General features: G+C 70.4%; 12 protein-coding genes. 6 read left to right on the top strand and 6 right to left on the bottom strand.

The annotated features are described in order from the left end of the window. Positions 1 to 762 precede the first annotated feature (762 nt). Together ABT340_RS08880 and ABT340_RS08875 are read right to left on the bottom strand one after the other, a co-directional pair. Positions 763 to 969, bottom strand: a complete 207-nt coding sequence (locus ABT340_RS08880) for a hypothetical protein (protein WP_352010103.1) — start codon at positions 967 to 969, stop codon at positions 763 to 765. Then, positions 959 to 2,686 (bottom strand): PspC domain-containing protein, encoded by a 1,728-nt coding sequence (locus ABT340_RS08875; protein WP_352010102.1) that lies wholly within the window; start codon positions 2,684 to 2,686, stop codon positions 959 to 961. Before ABT340_RS08875 ends, ABT340_RS08880 begins: the two co-directional genes overlap by 11 nt. Before the next feature lie 142 nt (positions 2,687 to 2,828). Between ABT340_RS08875 and ABT340_RS08870 the strand changes: the two genes are divergently transcribed. From ABT340_RS08870 to ABT340_RS08850, 5 genes are all read left to right on the top strand, one after another. Continuing rightward, positions 2,829 to 4,043: a PspC domain-containing protein gene (locus ABT340_RS08870; RefSeq protein WP_352010101.1), complete on the top strand. Its 1,215-nt coding sequence runs from the start codon at positions 2,829 to 2,831 to the stop codon at positions 4,041 to 4,043. A gap of 4 nt (positions 4,044 to 4,047) precedes the next feature. Further along, entirely contained in the window at positions 4,048 to 4,686 is a 639-nt protein-coding gene (locus tag ABT340_RS08865) for a response regulator (RefSeq protein WP_352010100.1), read from the top strand. Between the two features lie 38 nt (positions 4,687 to 4,724). Next, positions 4,725 to 6,203: a glutamate-cysteine ligase family protein gene (locus ABT340_RS08860; RefSeq protein ID WP_352010099.1), complete on the top strand. Its 1,479-nt coding sequence runs from the start codon at positions 4,725 to 4,727 to the stop codon at positions 6,201 to 6,203. A gap of 196 nt (positions 6,204 to 6,399) precedes the next feature. After that, positions 6,400 to 6,663, top strand: a complete 264-nt coding sequence (locus ABT340_RS08855; protein WP_352010098.1) for a WhiB family transcriptional regulator — start codon at positions 6,400 to 6,402, stop codon at positions 6,661 to 6,663. A 32-nt stretch (positions 6,664 to 6,695) separates the two neighbouring features. Beyond that, on the top strand, positions 6,696 to 7,505 hold the full coding sequence (locus tag ABT340_RS08850; RefSeq protein ID WP_352010097.1) for a CPBP family intramembrane glutamic endopeptidase: 810 nt from the start codon (positions 6,696 to 6,698) through the stop codon (positions 7,503 to 7,505). Between the two features lie 120 nt (positions 7,506 to 7,625). Here ABT340_RS08850 and ABT340_RS08845 read toward each other — a convergent pair whose 3' ends face one another. Together ABT340_RS08845 and ABT340_RS08840 are read right to left on the bottom strand one after the other, a co-directional pair. Then, a complete protein-coding gene (locus ABT340_RS08845) occupies positions 7,626 to 9,128 on the bottom strand; it encodes a M1 family metallopeptidase (protein WP_352010096.1) in 1,503 nt (500 codons plus the stop codon). Positions 9,129 to 9,387: 259 nt separating this feature from the next. Beyond that, the gene (locus tag ABT340_RS08840; RefSeq protein WP_352010095.1) at positions 9,388 to 10,107 is read right to left on the bottom strand and encodes a PIG-L deacetylase family protein; all 720 of its coding nucleotides are present in this window, start codon (positions 10,105 to 10,107) and stop codon (positions 9,388 to 9,390) included. A gap of 140 nt (positions 10,108 to 10,247) precedes the next feature. Between ABT340_RS08840 and pcrA the strand changes: the two genes are divergently transcribed. Next, positions 10,248 to 12,473, top strand: coding sequence for a DNA helicase PcrA (gene pcrA, locus ABT340_RS08835; protein ID WP_352010176.1), 2,226 nt, complete (start codon positions 10,248 to 10,250; stop codon positions 12,471 to 12,473). 7 nt (positions 12,474 to 12,480) lie between these two features. On the opposite strand, the gene ABT340_RS08830 is transcribed toward pcrA, so the two are convergent. Together ABT340_RS08830 and ABT340_RS08825 are read right to left on the bottom strand one after the other, a co-directional pair. After that, positions 12,481 to 13,368: a hypothetical protein gene (locus ABT340_RS08830; protein ID WP_352010094.1), complete on the bottom strand. Its 888-nt coding sequence runs from the start codon at positions 13,366 to 13,368 to the stop codon at positions 12,481 to 12,483. 133 nt (positions 13,369 to 13,501) lie between these two features. After that, positions 13,502 to 14,434, bottom strand: a complete 933-nt coding sequence (locus tag ABT340_RS08825; protein ID WP_352010093.1) for a hypothetical protein — start codon at positions 14,432 to 14,434, stop codon at positions 13,502 to 13,504. Between the last annotated feature and the right edge of the window lie 67 nt (positions 14,435 to 14,501).

Below are 14,501 nucleotides of genomic sequence, written 5' to 3'. Positions count from 1 at the left end.
ACGCCTCCTCGCACGGAGGCGTGATCGGCGCCCGGTCGATCCACCGGCCGGTGTCCCGCGTGACGTCGGCCTCCCCGATCTCCGTCGGGACGCGGCTGAGACCCGGGATCGGGGCGGGCCTGTCAGGCGCTCCGGTCCTCGACGGCCGCGTTCTCGGGCGTCGAGAAAGGCCCACACCGCCGGGGCGGCCTGGAGACCCGTACCGGACGCCGTAGGGGCGTGAACGACCGATCAGGGATCGGCCCGCCCGTCGCCGAATCGAACGCCCGAGCCGTCGGCCGGACCTCGGGTCGCTTCACGATCCGAACGAAACCGAGCTCTGAGAGCACCGGACAACGCCCCATGCCACCCGGAATTCGGACACCCCAGCCATAGAAAGTCTCGGCCCACACTTTTCCGCCCCGGCGCGAGAGTTTTCTGCCAGGACTTTCCCGGTGCCAAGCGAGAGGTTTGATCTTGGCCTTACCGGCGCCAAGCGTGAGGAGTGTCGGCTTGGGCGCGTCGGTGTCTGGACTGAGGAACGCAGGAGCGAAGCGACGCAGTGACGAGGGAAGACACCGACCCGAAGCGCCCAAGCCCCGTGCCACCGAAGGTGGCGCAAAGAGGCAGGGCTTGTGCTTTACCGGTGTCGTGCGTGAGGAGTGTCGGCTTGGGCGCGTCGGTGCTTGGACTGAGGAACGCAGGAGCGAAGCGACGGAGTGACGAGGGAAAGCGCCGACTCGAAGCGCCCAAGCCCCGCGACGCCGCCAGGCGGAGCAAATGCTAACGCCGTACCGCCCGAGCCAAGATCGCCGCGAACCCCGCCAGCCCCAGCCCGCCGAGGACCACCGGGAGCATGACCAGGGGCTCGATGTCGGGCAGGGTGATGAAGAGGATGCCGGTGACGATGAACAGCAGGCCGCTGAGCAGGGCCATCCAGTCCGTGCGGTGCACCCGTCGGCGCACCTCGGGCTCGTTGTCAGGCCGCACGCCGTACCTCCACGTCTCCGATGCCCGCCTTGACGTCGAGCACGATGGTCGGTGCGTCGCCCTTGGGCTGGACCTCGGGCTCCAGGATCTTGTCGTAGCGGATGTCGGCGCCGCCCTCGACCAGGTGGTCGATCTTGACTTCGCCGATCTTGGTGTACGCCCTGACCTCGACCCTGGCGGTCGGGGGAAGGATCACACGGAGCTCGCCCACGGAGATGGAGGCGGCGAGGACGGTTCGCGACCCGGGGGTCAGGGGCAGTTCGCTCAGGTCGAGGGTGCCTTCGCCGATGCCCACCGCGTAGGAGGGGGACATGTCGGCCATGCTGGTCGGCTCCCAGTGGTAGCTGCCGAACTTCCTCGGCATGCCGGTGAGCGTCGATCCGGCGACGAGGGCGAGCGCGAGGACGGTGCCCACGGCGACCAGGGCGGTGCCCCTGCCGAACCAGGCGGCGACCAGCAGGCCCGCGCCGATGGTGATGAGCATCGCGCCACCGACGGCCGTCATGTTCACAGATCCGGACGGGGACTGGGCCGCCACGATGATTCCTCCGACGATCAGGGCCAGGAACATGGTGATGACCCCGACGAACGTTCTTGGGCGCCTGGGCCTGGCCGTCTTCTGCGGCGGCGGGCCGTACATGGGCGGGCCGTAGGGAGAGTACGGCTGCTGCCGCCTGCTGGGGTCGAGCGGGCGGTAGGGGCCGTAGGGGGAGAACGGTTCTCCCGAGGAGTCGAAGGGCATCCGCGTCGCGGTGTACGGCCCGCTGGAGGCCGCCCGCACGGTTCTGTCGGCCCCGGGCGGGGTGTGCGCCGCGTTGACGGTCGTCTCGTCCGCGTACGGCCGGGCCGCCACGGGGGGCTCGGGGACTTCGGGCGCCTCGGGAGCGACAGGGGCCGCGGGCGCAGGGGGAGCCGCAGGGGCCGGCGACACAGATGCCTCAGGGGCCGGCGACACGGATGCCTCAGGGGCCTCGGGCACCGGAGGAGCCTCGGATGCCGCGGCGGCCGAGGCCGTGGGTGTCTCGGGCGCCGGGGGGACCTCGGAACTCTCGGAGACCGGAGGCACGGGTGCTTCGGCCGTGTCCTGGTGGGGCCGTGGGTACGGCTGCGCCACGGGACCCTGGGGCGCGCCGTACGGCTCCCCGGAGGCAGGCGGCGCGGAGGAGGGCCTGAAGGAGAAGCCGGGAGGGTTGGCGAAGGACGGGGGAGCCGGGGGGTGGAAGGCCCGGTGCGGGCGGAGCCGTTCGGGCAGGGAGCGGGTGACGGCCAGCAGGTCGACGCCGCGCGAGTGGGCGGTGAGCAGCGCGATGGCGAACAGCGTGCCGACCACGACGGTGCCGGTGCCGATGCCGTCCGAGGACAGGTTGATGATCAGGCCGACGGCGAAGACGCCGGCCAGCAGGGCCAGGACGGTCTCGCTGTCGAAGTCACGCCTGGTCCACTGCTCCATGTAGCCGGGGCCGCCGTTGGTCTCCCGCATGAGCAGGAACGCCGCGATGTAGAGCATGACGCCGATGCCCGACCCCAGCACCAGTACGGCGAAGCCCACCCGGAACAGCACCGGGTCGACCCCCGTGTGGCGGCCGAGTCCCGCGCAGACACCGGTGAGCATCCGGCCCTCTTCGGCGCGCCCGAGCGTCCTGTTCCGCTGGGACGAGGGAGATGGCGAGTCGGGCGGGCTGCTCGCCGGGTCCTGCGCGTTCCCGGTGTCGTTCATGTGTCCATCGTGGCCTGGCCGGGGTGGTGGTCGCATCCGGGAGACCCCTGAGTCGTCCCCTACCGAACGAGCCTTCCTCAGGGTCCCGTCAGGGGAACGCCGGATGCGGAGATACCGTCCTACATGTGACGATGCTGGGGATATGGCTGACAGAACGATGATTCGCGACGCGGCGCCCGCGACCTCGGAGGAACCCGCCTCCCCCCGGCTGATGCGGCCGGTCGAGGGGCGGCTGTTCGCGGGTGTCGCCCAGGGCGCGGCCGCCCAGCTCGGGCTTGACCCGGTGGTGCTGCGGCTGGCCTTCGTGCTGCTCACGGTCCTGGACGGGATCGGCGCCGTGGCCTACGCGGCGCTGTGGATGTTCACGCCGCGCGAGCCGTACGAGGGCAGGGAGCCGGCGAGGGACTGGAGCCAGCTGGCCGCCTACGGCGCGATCGGCATGGCGCTGCTGGCCCTGGGGTGGCTCACCGGCGCCTCAGCGGGGGGGATCGGCGCGTGGCCGATCGCGGTCGGCGGCATCGGCTCGCTGATCCTGTGGCAGCAGGCCGACCCCGACCGGCGGCGGCGCTGGATGTCCACCACGGTCGGGCAGGTGCGCCAGAACCGGGTCCGCACGTTCGTCGGCCTCGGGCTGGTGGTCGTCGGGGCGATCGGCTTCCTGGCGGCGACCAACGAGCTGGGCAGCGCCCGCCCCGGCATCATGTTCACGCTGGTGGTCGTCGGTGGGGTCGCGCTCATCGCGGCGCCGTGGCTGGCGGCCCTGTGGAAGGAGCTCCAGCGGGAGCGGCGCGAGCGCATCCGGCAGGAGGAGCGGGCCGAGTTCGCCGCGCACGTGCACGACTCCGTCCTGCACACGCTGACGCTGATCCAGCGCAACGCGCACGACTCCCGTGAGGTGATGCGGCTGGCCCGTTCCCAGGAACGTGAGCTGCGCAACTGGCTCTACCAGCCCAAGCAGGACGCCGACGCCTCGGTCGCGGCGGCCGTGCGGCGGGTGGCGGCCGAGGAGGAGGACGCGCACGGCGTGCCCATCGAGATCGTCTGCGTCGGCGACTGCCCGCTGACCCCGGAGCTGTCGGCGATGATGCAGGCGGCGAGACAGGCTATGGTCAACGCCGCGAAGTACTCCGGCTCGCCGGTCATCTCCGTCTACGCCGAGGCGGAGCCGGAGGAGGTCGTCATCTTCGTCCGGGACCGGGGTGTCGGCTTCGACATGAAGGACGTCCCGGAGGACCGGATGGGCATCCGCCAGTCGATCATCGGCAGGATGGAGCGCAACGGGGGCAGTGCCCGGGTCAGGACCGAGCCGGGCGAGGGTACGGAAGTGATGCTGACCATGAAACTGGAGAAGGTGTGAGCGCGTGAGCACCGTCAGGGTTCTGATCGTCGACGACCACCGGCTCTTCCGCTCGGGCGTCCGCGCCGAGCTGGGCGACTCGGTCGAGGTGATCGGTGAGGCCGAGGACGTGGAGTCGGCGGTCAAGGCCATCGCCGAGCTGCAGCCCGACGTGGTGCTGCTGGATGTGCACATGCCGGGCGGTGGCGGCCAGGAGGTGCTGCGCCGGGTGCTCGGGTCGGGTTCGCCGGTACGGTTCCTGGCCCTTTCCGTCTCCGACGCGGCCGAGGACGTCATCGGCGTGATCCGGGGTGGCGCGAGGGGCTACGTCACCAAGACCATCAGCGGGCGTGAGCTGACCGACGCGATCCGCAGGGTCGCCGAGGGCGACGCGGTCTTCTCTCCGCGTCTGGCGGGTTTCGTGCTGGACGCCTTCGCCTCCAGCGAGGCCCCGCCGATCGACCCCGAACTCGACTCGCTGACCCAGCGGGAGCGTGAGGTGCTGCGCCTGATCGCCAGGGGCTACGCCTACAAGGAGATCGCGAAGGAGCTGTTCATCTCGGTGAAGACGGTTGAGACGCATGTTTCGTCCGTCCTGCGTAAGCTTCAGCTCTCCAACAGGCACGAACTGTCACGATGGGCGACCGCACGCCGTCTGGTGTGATCTGTACTATATGTAACTTATGTGCGACTCTGCGATGTATGGGTCGTGACGTACCTGCCATGGTGTTCAGCCGGGAGGACCGCCGACGCTACCGGGACAAGATCCGGCGGTCCCTCGACGCGCTGGCGCGGATGCTGCGTGAGTTCAGGTTCGAGGCCGACAGGCCACGGGCGGGCCTGGAGATAGAGCTCAACCTGGTCGACGACCGGGGTGAGCCCACGATGAAGAACGCCGAGGTGCTGGCGGCGATCGCCCAACCGGACTGGGCGACGGAGCTGGGCCAGTTCAACGTCGAGATCAACGTCCTGCCCGAGCCGCTTGAGGGGGACGGCGCCGTACGCCTGGAGAAGGCGGTGCGCGACCGGCTCAACCACGCCGAGGAGCGGGCCGACACGGTCGGCGGCCACCTGGTGATGGTCGGGATCCTGCCCACGCTGCGCGAGAGCGACGTGCACGAGGGGACGCTGTCGGCCAACCCCCGCTACCGGCTGCTCAACGAGCAGATCTTCGCGGCCAGGGGTGAGGACATGCACCTGTCGATCGAGGGCGGGGAGAGCCTCGACACCTACGCCGACAGCATCACGCCCGAGGCCGCCTGCACGAGCCTCCAGCTCCACCTCCAGGTGGCGCCCTCGGCGTTCGCGGCCACCTGGAACGCCGCCCAGGCCGTCGCTGGGCCGCAGGTGGCGGTCGCGGCCAACTCGCCCTTCCTGTTCGGCAGGCTCCTGTGGCAGGAGACCAGGATCCCGCTGTTCGAGCAGGCGACCGACACCCGTCCCGTCGAGCTGCGGGCCCAGGGGGTGCGGCCGAGGGTGTGGTTCGGCGAACGGTGGATCACCTCGGTCTTCGACCTGTTCGAGGAGAACGTCCGCTACTTCCCGCCGCTGCTGCCTCTGTGCGAGGAGGCGGACCCGCAGGAGGAACTCGACCGGGGCGTCCCGCCCGAACTGGCCGAGCTGACCCTGCACAACGGGACCGTCTACCGCTGGAACCGGCCGATCTACGCGGTCGTGGACGGCGTCCCGCACCTGAGGGTGGAGAACCGGGTGCTGCCCGCCGGGCCCTCGGTGGCCGACATCGCGGCGAACGCGGCCTTCTACTACGGCCTCATGCGCGTGCTCACCGAGGCCGAGCGGCCGATCTGGACGCGCATGCCCTTCTCCGCCGCGCGGGACAACCTGCACTCCGCCGCCAGGCACGGTCTCGGCGCCCGCCTCTACTGGCCGGGGGAGGGCGAGGTGACCGCCTCGGACCTGATCCTGCGCCGCCTGCTGCCGATCGCCGACGAGGGCCTCCGGCTGCGGGGCGTGGACGCGGAGATACGCGACAGGCTGCTCACCATCGTCGAACGGCGGTGCGTGACGGGCAGGACCGGGGCCAGGTGGCAGACCGGCACGGTCGAGGCCCTTGAGGCGACCGACGGCCTCGACCGGCACGAGGCGCTGCGCCGGATGACCCTGCGCTACATCGAGCACATGCACACCAACGAGCCGGTCCACGCCTGGCCCCTGAACTGAGCCGCTGAACCGAGCCCCTGCCCGGAGCGCTGTCCGGAGCACCTGTTCGGAGCCTCTGCCCGGAGCACCGTCCTGGGCACCGTCCTGGGCGCCGGGTACGCCGCGGCGCCTACCCGGAAATCCGCCACGAGGTTGATGTCGGCGTCACCCCGGTCCGCCTAGTCTGTTGATCGGTGGTCCACCAGGGGGTGATGTCATGCGGAAGATGGTCGGGGAGATCGGCTGGGCCGTACGGGGGGCGTGTCGTGCGAGCGATCCCGAGCTGTTCTTCCCGCTGGCGCAGGCGGTCGAGCAGGAGGCGCGGGCGAAGGCGGTCTGCTCCGGCTGCCCGGTCCTGGGCGAGTGCCGCGCCTACGCGCTGAGGGCGGCCGAACCCGAGGGCATCTGGGGTGGTCTCACCGTTCAGGAACGGCGCGGGCTGCGCTTCCCGGCAGGGTGGCGGCGGCCCGAGGCCGGATGACCCATCCCGGAACTGGCAGGGACGGAGGCGGGATGACGCGACGCGTGCATCCGGAGAGCATGGGCTTCAGGACCTTCAAGGCGGTACGGCGGGCGGCGCGCGAGCGGGTCGCGCCCGTCAGGCAGCGGCAGCGGGCCGCGCTGGCGGGGGCGGTCGCCGTGCTGGCGGCGGCCAACGTGCTCAACAACCGGGTCGCGCCGAGGCTGGCCCCGCTGACCTCGGCCGTCACGGTCGGCGTCCTGCTCGCGGTCGCCCGACGCCGTGGGGTCTCCTGGTCGGAGGTCGGTTTCCAGGAGGGTTCCCGCGGCCTGTTGATCGGGGGCGTCCTGGCCTCCGCGGTCGCCGGGGCCTACGGGGTGGGGATCGCGCTGCCCGCCACCCGCGGGTTCTTCCGCGACGAGCGGGCGCTGGCGCTCTCACCGGCCAGGGTGGCCGAGGAGGCCCTGATCCAGGTGCCGTTCGGCACGGTCCTGCTTGAGGAGGTCGGCTTCCGCGGGGTGGTGCACGCCCTCGTCGCCCGTTCGCACGGGCCCGTCACGGCGACCGCGGTCTCCTCGGCCTTGTTCGGTCTCTGGCACGTGCTGCCCGCGATCGACATGCTGACCGCGAACCCGGCCCTCGGCCGCCTGGCCGCGGGGGAGGACCCCACGCCGGGCAAGCCGTCCACGCGGGAGGTCTCCCGGGCGGTCGCCGGTTCCGTGGTCGCGACGGCGCTCGCCGGGGTCGTGTTCTGCGAGCTACGGCGCAGGGGAGGCCTGGCCGCGCCGTCGCTGCTGCACGTGGCGACCAACTCGCTCGGCTACCTGTTCGCGCGGCTGGCCCCCGCTGACACCTCTCGCTGACGTGACGGTCCCCGTGCCCTGAGAGGGACACGGGGACCGTGGGACGTGCGTGCTCAGCGGATTCCTGTGGGTGCGTGAACGGCATCCCTCCTTTCCGTGTTTCGCGCCGGGACGCGCGGGTCAGTGTGCGGCGTGGTCGGACAGGCCCTCGCGCTGGATCTTCTTCCAGGACCTGGGCTCCTGGAGCGGGCCGGTGGGGGCGGCGCTGCGGGCGTTGGCCGCCACCGGGGGCGAGGCGGGCTTGCCCGCGGTGAACAGCCAGGTCCTGAACAGGTCGTCCAGCGGCCTGCCGGCCAGGCGCCCGGCGTAGGCGACGAAGTCCTCGACGCGGGCGTTGCCGTACTTGTTGGCCACGGGCCAGCCCTTGAGGATCTTGAAGAAGGTCTGGTCGCCGACCTCGCCGCGCAGGGCCTGCAGGGCGATGGCGCCCCGGTTGTACACCGCGGCGTGGAACTGGTTCTCAGCACCCGGGTCGCCCGGCCTGACCTGCCAGAACGGGTTGTCCGCCGGGTAGAAGCCGTAGGTGTAGGCGGCCAGCTCCGCGGCCGTCCCCTCGCCCTCCTTCTCCGACCAGAGCCACTCGGCGTAACGTGCGAAGCCCTCGTTGAGCCAGATGTCGCGCCAGGTCCTCACCGAGACGTCGTCGCCGAACCACTGGTGCGCCTGCTCGTGCACCACCACGTAGGGGTTGGCCCCGCTGCGGAAGTGACGCGGGCTGTAGAAGGGCCTGGTCTGGGTCTCCAGGGCGTAGCCGGTGGGCACGTTGGGGACGTAGCCGCCGATCGCGTCGAACGGGTAGGGGCCGAAGACCCCGGTCTCCCAGTCGAGGATCTCCGCGGCGCGCCCGACGCTCGCCTTGGCCGCGCCCTCGTCGGCGCCGAGGTCCCTGCTGTAGGCGCTGAAGACCGGAAGGCCGCTCTCCGTGGTGTCCGTGACGATCTCGAACCTGCCGACCGCGAGGGTGGTCAGGTAGGTCGCCTGGGGCTTGGAGGAACGCCAGTTGTAGCGGGTCCAGCCGAGGCGGGAGACGGCCGACTGCAGCGTGCCGTTGCTGATGGCCTGGGTGCCGTCGGGGACGAGGACGGAGACGTCGTAGGTCGCCTTGTCCGAGGGGTGGTCGTTGCTCGGGAACCACCACCAGGAGCCCTCGGGCTCGCCCGCCGCCACACCGCCGTCGGGGGTGCGCAGCCAGGGGTTGATGCCGTTGACCGTGACCTGGGACGGCGTGCCCGCGTATCTCACCACGACGGTGACGGGCTGGTTCCTGCGCAGGGGCAGCGCCGGGGTGATCTCAAGCTCGTGGGCGCCCGACCGGGCGAAGGTCGCCTTGCGGTTGTTGACCAGGACCTCGCTGACCGTCAGCGCGAAGTCGAGGTTGAAGCGGGTCAGATCCTGGGTCGCGGTGGCCGTGATGGTCGCCGTGCCCTCCAAGTGGTCGTCGGCGGGCTGGTACTTCAGTCTCAGGTCGTAGTGGGCGACGTCGTATCCGCCGTTGCCGTAGTCGGGGTAGTAGGGGTCGCCGACCCCCGGCGCGCCCTGGCCCGCGGTGACGGCACCGGCTGGCAGGCTCGTGAACATGCCGGCGAGGGCGACGACTGCGGTGGCGAGGACTCTCTTGCGCACGTTTGTCTCCATCCGGTCGTTAAGCATGCATTACCTACCTGAATACTAGGTAATGTGGGCAAAGCTTACAAGAGACGAACGCGATCGTGGTCTCAGACGGTCAGGACACGCTGCGGACCGGTCGGACCTTCTCGGATTCCTTCGCGGTCACCGCGGTCGCGAGACGGTCTCCGGGCACTCGACGCGGACGGGAGGAGGCCGCCCGCCCACGCGGGCGGCCTCGGACTCCGCCGAAAAGGTACGGCTCGCAGGCCGGAGGTCAGACGGTCAGGACCCGCTGGAAGGCCTCCGCGTAACGGCCCTCGCCGAAGCCCGCCGTGACCGCCGTCTGACCGAACCGGTCGCGCACGAAGCCGTCGAGGTCGTCCATGTGACTCACCTGGCTGGCGTGGGCGCGCAGCGCGTTGATCTTGCGGTCCACGGTCTCGGTGATGTCCACGTGGTGGTCCGGGGTCGGCGAGCCGTTGAGCCAGACCTCCCTGACCGTCCACGCCTCAAGACCCTCCTGGAGGAGGAGCTCGGGGAAGGCGTAGGGGTTGCGGGCGTCGGGGTAGACGGCGTCGAGCGCGGCCCCGCCGACGGCCCGGTGGTCGGGGTGGCTGGGGGCCACGAAACGGTAGTTGCGCTCCGGCGAGTGGGTGATCACCAGGTCGGGCCTGACCTGGCGGATGACCCGGGCGATGTCACGCCGCAGGTCGAGACTCTGCACCACGGAGCCGTCCGGGTAGCCCAGGAAGCGCACGTCGGTCACGCCGACGGCCTTGGCGGCCGCGGTCTGCTCGCCACGGCGCAGCTCGGCCATCCCGCCGTTGTCCACCTCCCGGTCGAAGCCCCCCGCGTCGCCGTCCGTGACGACGCAGTACGTCACCTCGACACCACGGTCGGTGAAACGCGCGATCGAGCCCGCCGCGCCGAAGTCGACGTCGTCAGGGTGGGCGGTGACCACGAGCACCCGCTCGATCTCGCTCTCCGACAACATGTGCGCCCCCTCGTGTCGTTCACGTACTGATGAATTCTCATAACCGTCCACCGGCCCGCCCACATTCCTGGACCCGGCTGTCGGCGGGCCGCCTTACCCTAGGGGACGTGTCGATCCCAGCCGCTCCCCTGACCCACCCGTTGCTCGACGGGCTCAACCCCCAGCAGCGTGAGGCCGTCGTGCACCACGGCGCCCCCCTGCTCATCGTCGCGGGCGCGGGCTCCGGCAAGACACGGGTGCTGACGCACCGCATCGCCTACCTCCTGGCCGAGCGTGACGTCAGGCCGCAGGAGATCCTGGCCATCACCTTCACCAACAAGGCCGCCAGGGAGATGAAGGACCGGATCGACGCCCTCATCGGCCCGCGTTCGGCCTCGATGTGGGTGATGACCTTCCACAGCGCGTGCGTGCGCATCCTGCGCAGGGAGGCCAAGCGGCTCGGCTTCCCCACGAGCTTCTCCATCTACGACCAGGCCGACTCCCAGCGGCTGATGGCCATGGTCTGCAGGGAGATGGACCTCGACCCCAAGCGTTACCCGCCGCGCTCCTTCTCGGCGCAGGTCAGCAACTTCAAGAACGAGCTGATCGACTACGAGACGGCCGCGGCCCAGGCGGGCACCCACCTGGAGCGCACCCTCGCCGAGGCCTACCGCAACTACCAGCGCAGGCTCACCGAGGCCGGCGCGATGGACTTCGACGACCTCATCATGCTGACGGTCACGCTGCTGCAGATCTTCCCCGACGTCGCCGAGCACTACCGGCGCCGCTGGCGGCACGTCATGGTCGACGAGTACCAGGACACCAACCACGCCCAGTACACCCTGGTCAGAGAGCTGGTCGGCTCTCCCGAGCTGGTCACCGCGGACGGCGAGGTGGTCAGGGAGGGCACCGTCGACCCCGCCGAGCTGTGCGTCGTCGGCGACGCCGACCAGTCGATCTACGCCTTCCGCGGCGCGACGATCCGCAACATCCTGGAGTTCGAGCGCGACTATCCCGACGCCAGGACGATCCTGCTCGAACAGAACTACCGCTCGACCCAGACGATCCTCAGCGCGGCGAACGCGGTGATCTCGCGCAACGAGAGCCGCAAGCCGAAGAACCTCTGGTCCGACCAGGGCGCGGGGCCGAAGATCATCGGTTACGTCGCGGACAACGAGCACGACGAGGCCATGTTCGTCGCCCAGGAGGTGGACAGGCTCGCCGACGACGAGGAGGTCGTCCCCGGCCAGGTGGCCGTGTTCTACCGCACCAACGCGGCCTCCCGGGTCTTCGAGGAGATCTTCATCAGGACCGGCCTGCCGTACAAGGTGGTCGGAGGGGTGCGCTTCTACGAGCGCAAGGAGGTCCGCGACCTGCTGGCCTACCTCAGGGTCCTGGCCAACCCGAACGACGTGGTCTCACTGCGCCGCATCCTCAACGTGCCCAAGCGCGGCATCGGCGAGCGGGCCGAGGCCATGGTCGAGGCGTTCGCCTCCCGTGAGCGCGTCTCGTTCTGGGAGGGGCTGCGCCGGGCCGACGAGGCACCGGGCATGGCCACCCGCTCGCTCAACGCGATCAAGGACTTCGTCGCGCTGCTCGACGGCCTGCTCGCCAAGGCGGAGACGACGCCGCCCTCGGAGCTGGCCCAGGAGGTGCTTGAGGCCACCGGCTACCGCGCCGAGCTGGCCGCCTCGGAGGACCCGCAGGACGAGAGCCGCCTGGAGAACCTCGACGAGATGGTCTCGGTCGCCTCCGAGTTCGAGGAGGCCAACCCCGAGGGCACGCTGGTCGAGTTCCTCGAACAGGTCTCGCTGGTGGCCGACGCCGACCAGATCCCGGCCGGTGACGGCGGCCAGGGCGTGGTCACGCTGATGACGCTGCACACGGCCAAGGGGCTGGAGTTCCCCGTGGTCTTCCTGACCGGCATGGAGGACGGCGTCTTCCCGCACATGCGTTCGCTGGGCGAGCCCAAGGAGCTTGAGGAGGAGCGCAGACTGGCCTACGTCGGCATCACCCGGGCCGAACGGCGGCTGTACCTCTCCCGCGCGGCCGTCCGCAGCTCCTGGGGCGCCCCCGCCTTCAACCCGGCCTCCCGGTTCGTCACCGAGATCCCGGCCGACCTGGTCGAGTGGCGCGGCGATCCCGGCAAGAGCGCCTGGAGCGCCGCGACGACCCGCCGTGAGGCACGTCCCGCCCAGCCAAGGAAGTCAGGCGGGCGGCAGGTCCCCAACCTGGCCCCCGGCGACCGGGTCACCCACGACCAGTTCGGCCTGGGCACGGTCGTCTCGGTCGACGGGGTGGCGGAGAAGACCAAGGCGAAGATCGACTTCGGTAGCGGCGGGGAGAAGACCCTGCTGCTGACCTACGCGCCGATCGAGAAGCTCTGACCCCGGTTCACCCGGTGAACAGGTTGTTGAGGGAGACGTTCCCGGGGTCGGCGTCGCCGATCCTCAGCTCGTCGAAGTCGGCGACCTCGGCGGCGGGCGGGGCCTTGAGCGCCGAGCGCAGGCCCCAGCCGCCGTACTGGGTGTCGTTGAGATAGGTGACGTCGACGCTGGTCAGGCCCCGTACGGACTGGACGTACGACGAGACGGCACGCCGGGGGAGCTGGTCGGCGCCGAGATAGAGCCGCCAGCTCACCTTGAGCGGGGCCGACTTGGCCGAGGGCTTGGCCCCGAGCACCGCGCGGGCCGACGGGGAGATCCGGTACAGCTCGCCCAGGGTGAAGGAGCCGGAGCGGACGACGGTCCTGGTGCCGTCCAGGGTGCCGCCGGGACGGCCGGGGCCCGCGTGGGCGAGCGCGGCCCGCAGCGTCGCGGGCTCCAGGGGGTTGAACAGCCGCTGCGCGGGGTTGGTCATGGAGAGGACGTCGTCACGGCTGCGCAGCCACTTCTTCCCCTCGGGAAGGGAACCGGCGTAGACGCCGCCCTGGGTGTAGGAGACACCCTTCACGGTGACCGTCCGGGAGGGGGCGAACGGCTCGGAGGGCGTGCCCTCCTCGGCGGGCAGCTCGAAGGAACTGGTCAGGTCGGACGCCACGACCCCCGAGGGGCCGAACTCCAGCACGCCCTTGACCCGGCCGTACACCGTGCGCGGGTTTCCGCCGTCGCCGACGAGCTTGGCCCTTTCGACGATCCTCACCCCGTGCCCGGCCTTGAACCGCCCCTTCAACGCCGCCACGGGATCGGCGGCGAGGGCGTTGGCGGGCGGGGCCGCCATCAGCAGGGGGAATGCCAGGGCCGTGAGGGCGGCACCGGTCAGGACGGCGGTCGTTCGCCTCATCGAGAAGATCCTCCCGGGGTGTCCCCGCGTCGTCGCAGGGGGGTGAGGAGATTGTCGCCCACCCGGGGGATCAACGAGACGTGCCCGGCGGACACGGTCCGCCGGGCACGTACATGTTCGCCGTCTTTCCGGATCAGTGGTTCCGGGCAGAGCCCGTCCCCGGGCGGCCGACGAAGGAGTTCACCTGACCGCGCAGGATCGAGACCTGGGCCTCGGGCTTGGTCAGCTGCAGGTCCTTGAGCTCGGCGACGGTCTCGGGCTCGGGCGCCTTGATCGACACGATGCTGCCCCAGCCGCTGTAGACGGTGTCGTAGACCGTCGTCGTCCTCTTGCCCTGGGTGTAGCTGGTCGTCAGGCGCCTGGGGAGCTGGTCGGCGCCGACGTAGAGCTTCCAGTTCATCACGGTCTTGCCCGCGGTCTCGGTCAGTGCGGTGCTCTGCGAGGCGCGGAACCACGGCGAGACCTTGGCCAGTTCACCCCAGGTGATCTTCCCGGCGTAGAACCCGGCGCGCTTGGTGGTGGCGTGCGCGAGCAGAGCCTTGAGCGTCGTGGGCTCGGCGGCGTTGACCGACTGGGTCACCGCGCCGACTATGCCGAGTGTGTCCTGGGGGAAGCGGATCCAGGTCTTGCCCTCGGGGATGAACTCGCCGAAGGCGCCACCCGAGACGTAGGTCGTCTTTCCGAGGCGGACCACCTGCTCGGGCTTGGTCATGGCCTTGACCAGTCTGATGAAGGGGTCCTCCTCACCGTCCTCGCCGGGGCTGGAGAACTCCTCAATCATCTTGAGGGTCTCCTCGTCGATCCGGTACTTCCCGGTCTGGTCGGACGCGACGACACCCGAAGGGCCGAACTGCAGGACGCCCTTACGGTCGGCGGCGATCGTGCTCTTCTGGCCCTTGGCGTAGATCTTCGTCTTGTCGACGAAGGTCACACCCTGGCCGCTGACGAGCTTGCTCTTCAGCGCGGCGACCGGGTCGGCGGCCTTGGCGTGCGCGGTCGACGCGAGCGCGGGGACGCTCACCACGGCCATGGCCGCGCACGCCAGACCGGCAATGTATCGCTTCAAAGGGGGATTCCTCCTGGATATACCCTCCGCCCCGTTCGGGAGGGTTCAGGGTATTCATATCAGATAT

This window comes from Streptosporangium sp. NPDC000239, from assembly GCF_040300765.1.
Classification (GTDB): domain Bacteria; phylum Actinomycetota; class Actinomycetes; order Streptosporangiales; family Streptosporangiaceae; genus Streptosporangium.
This window is presented reverse-complemented; position numbering and strand designations above follow the sequence as displayed.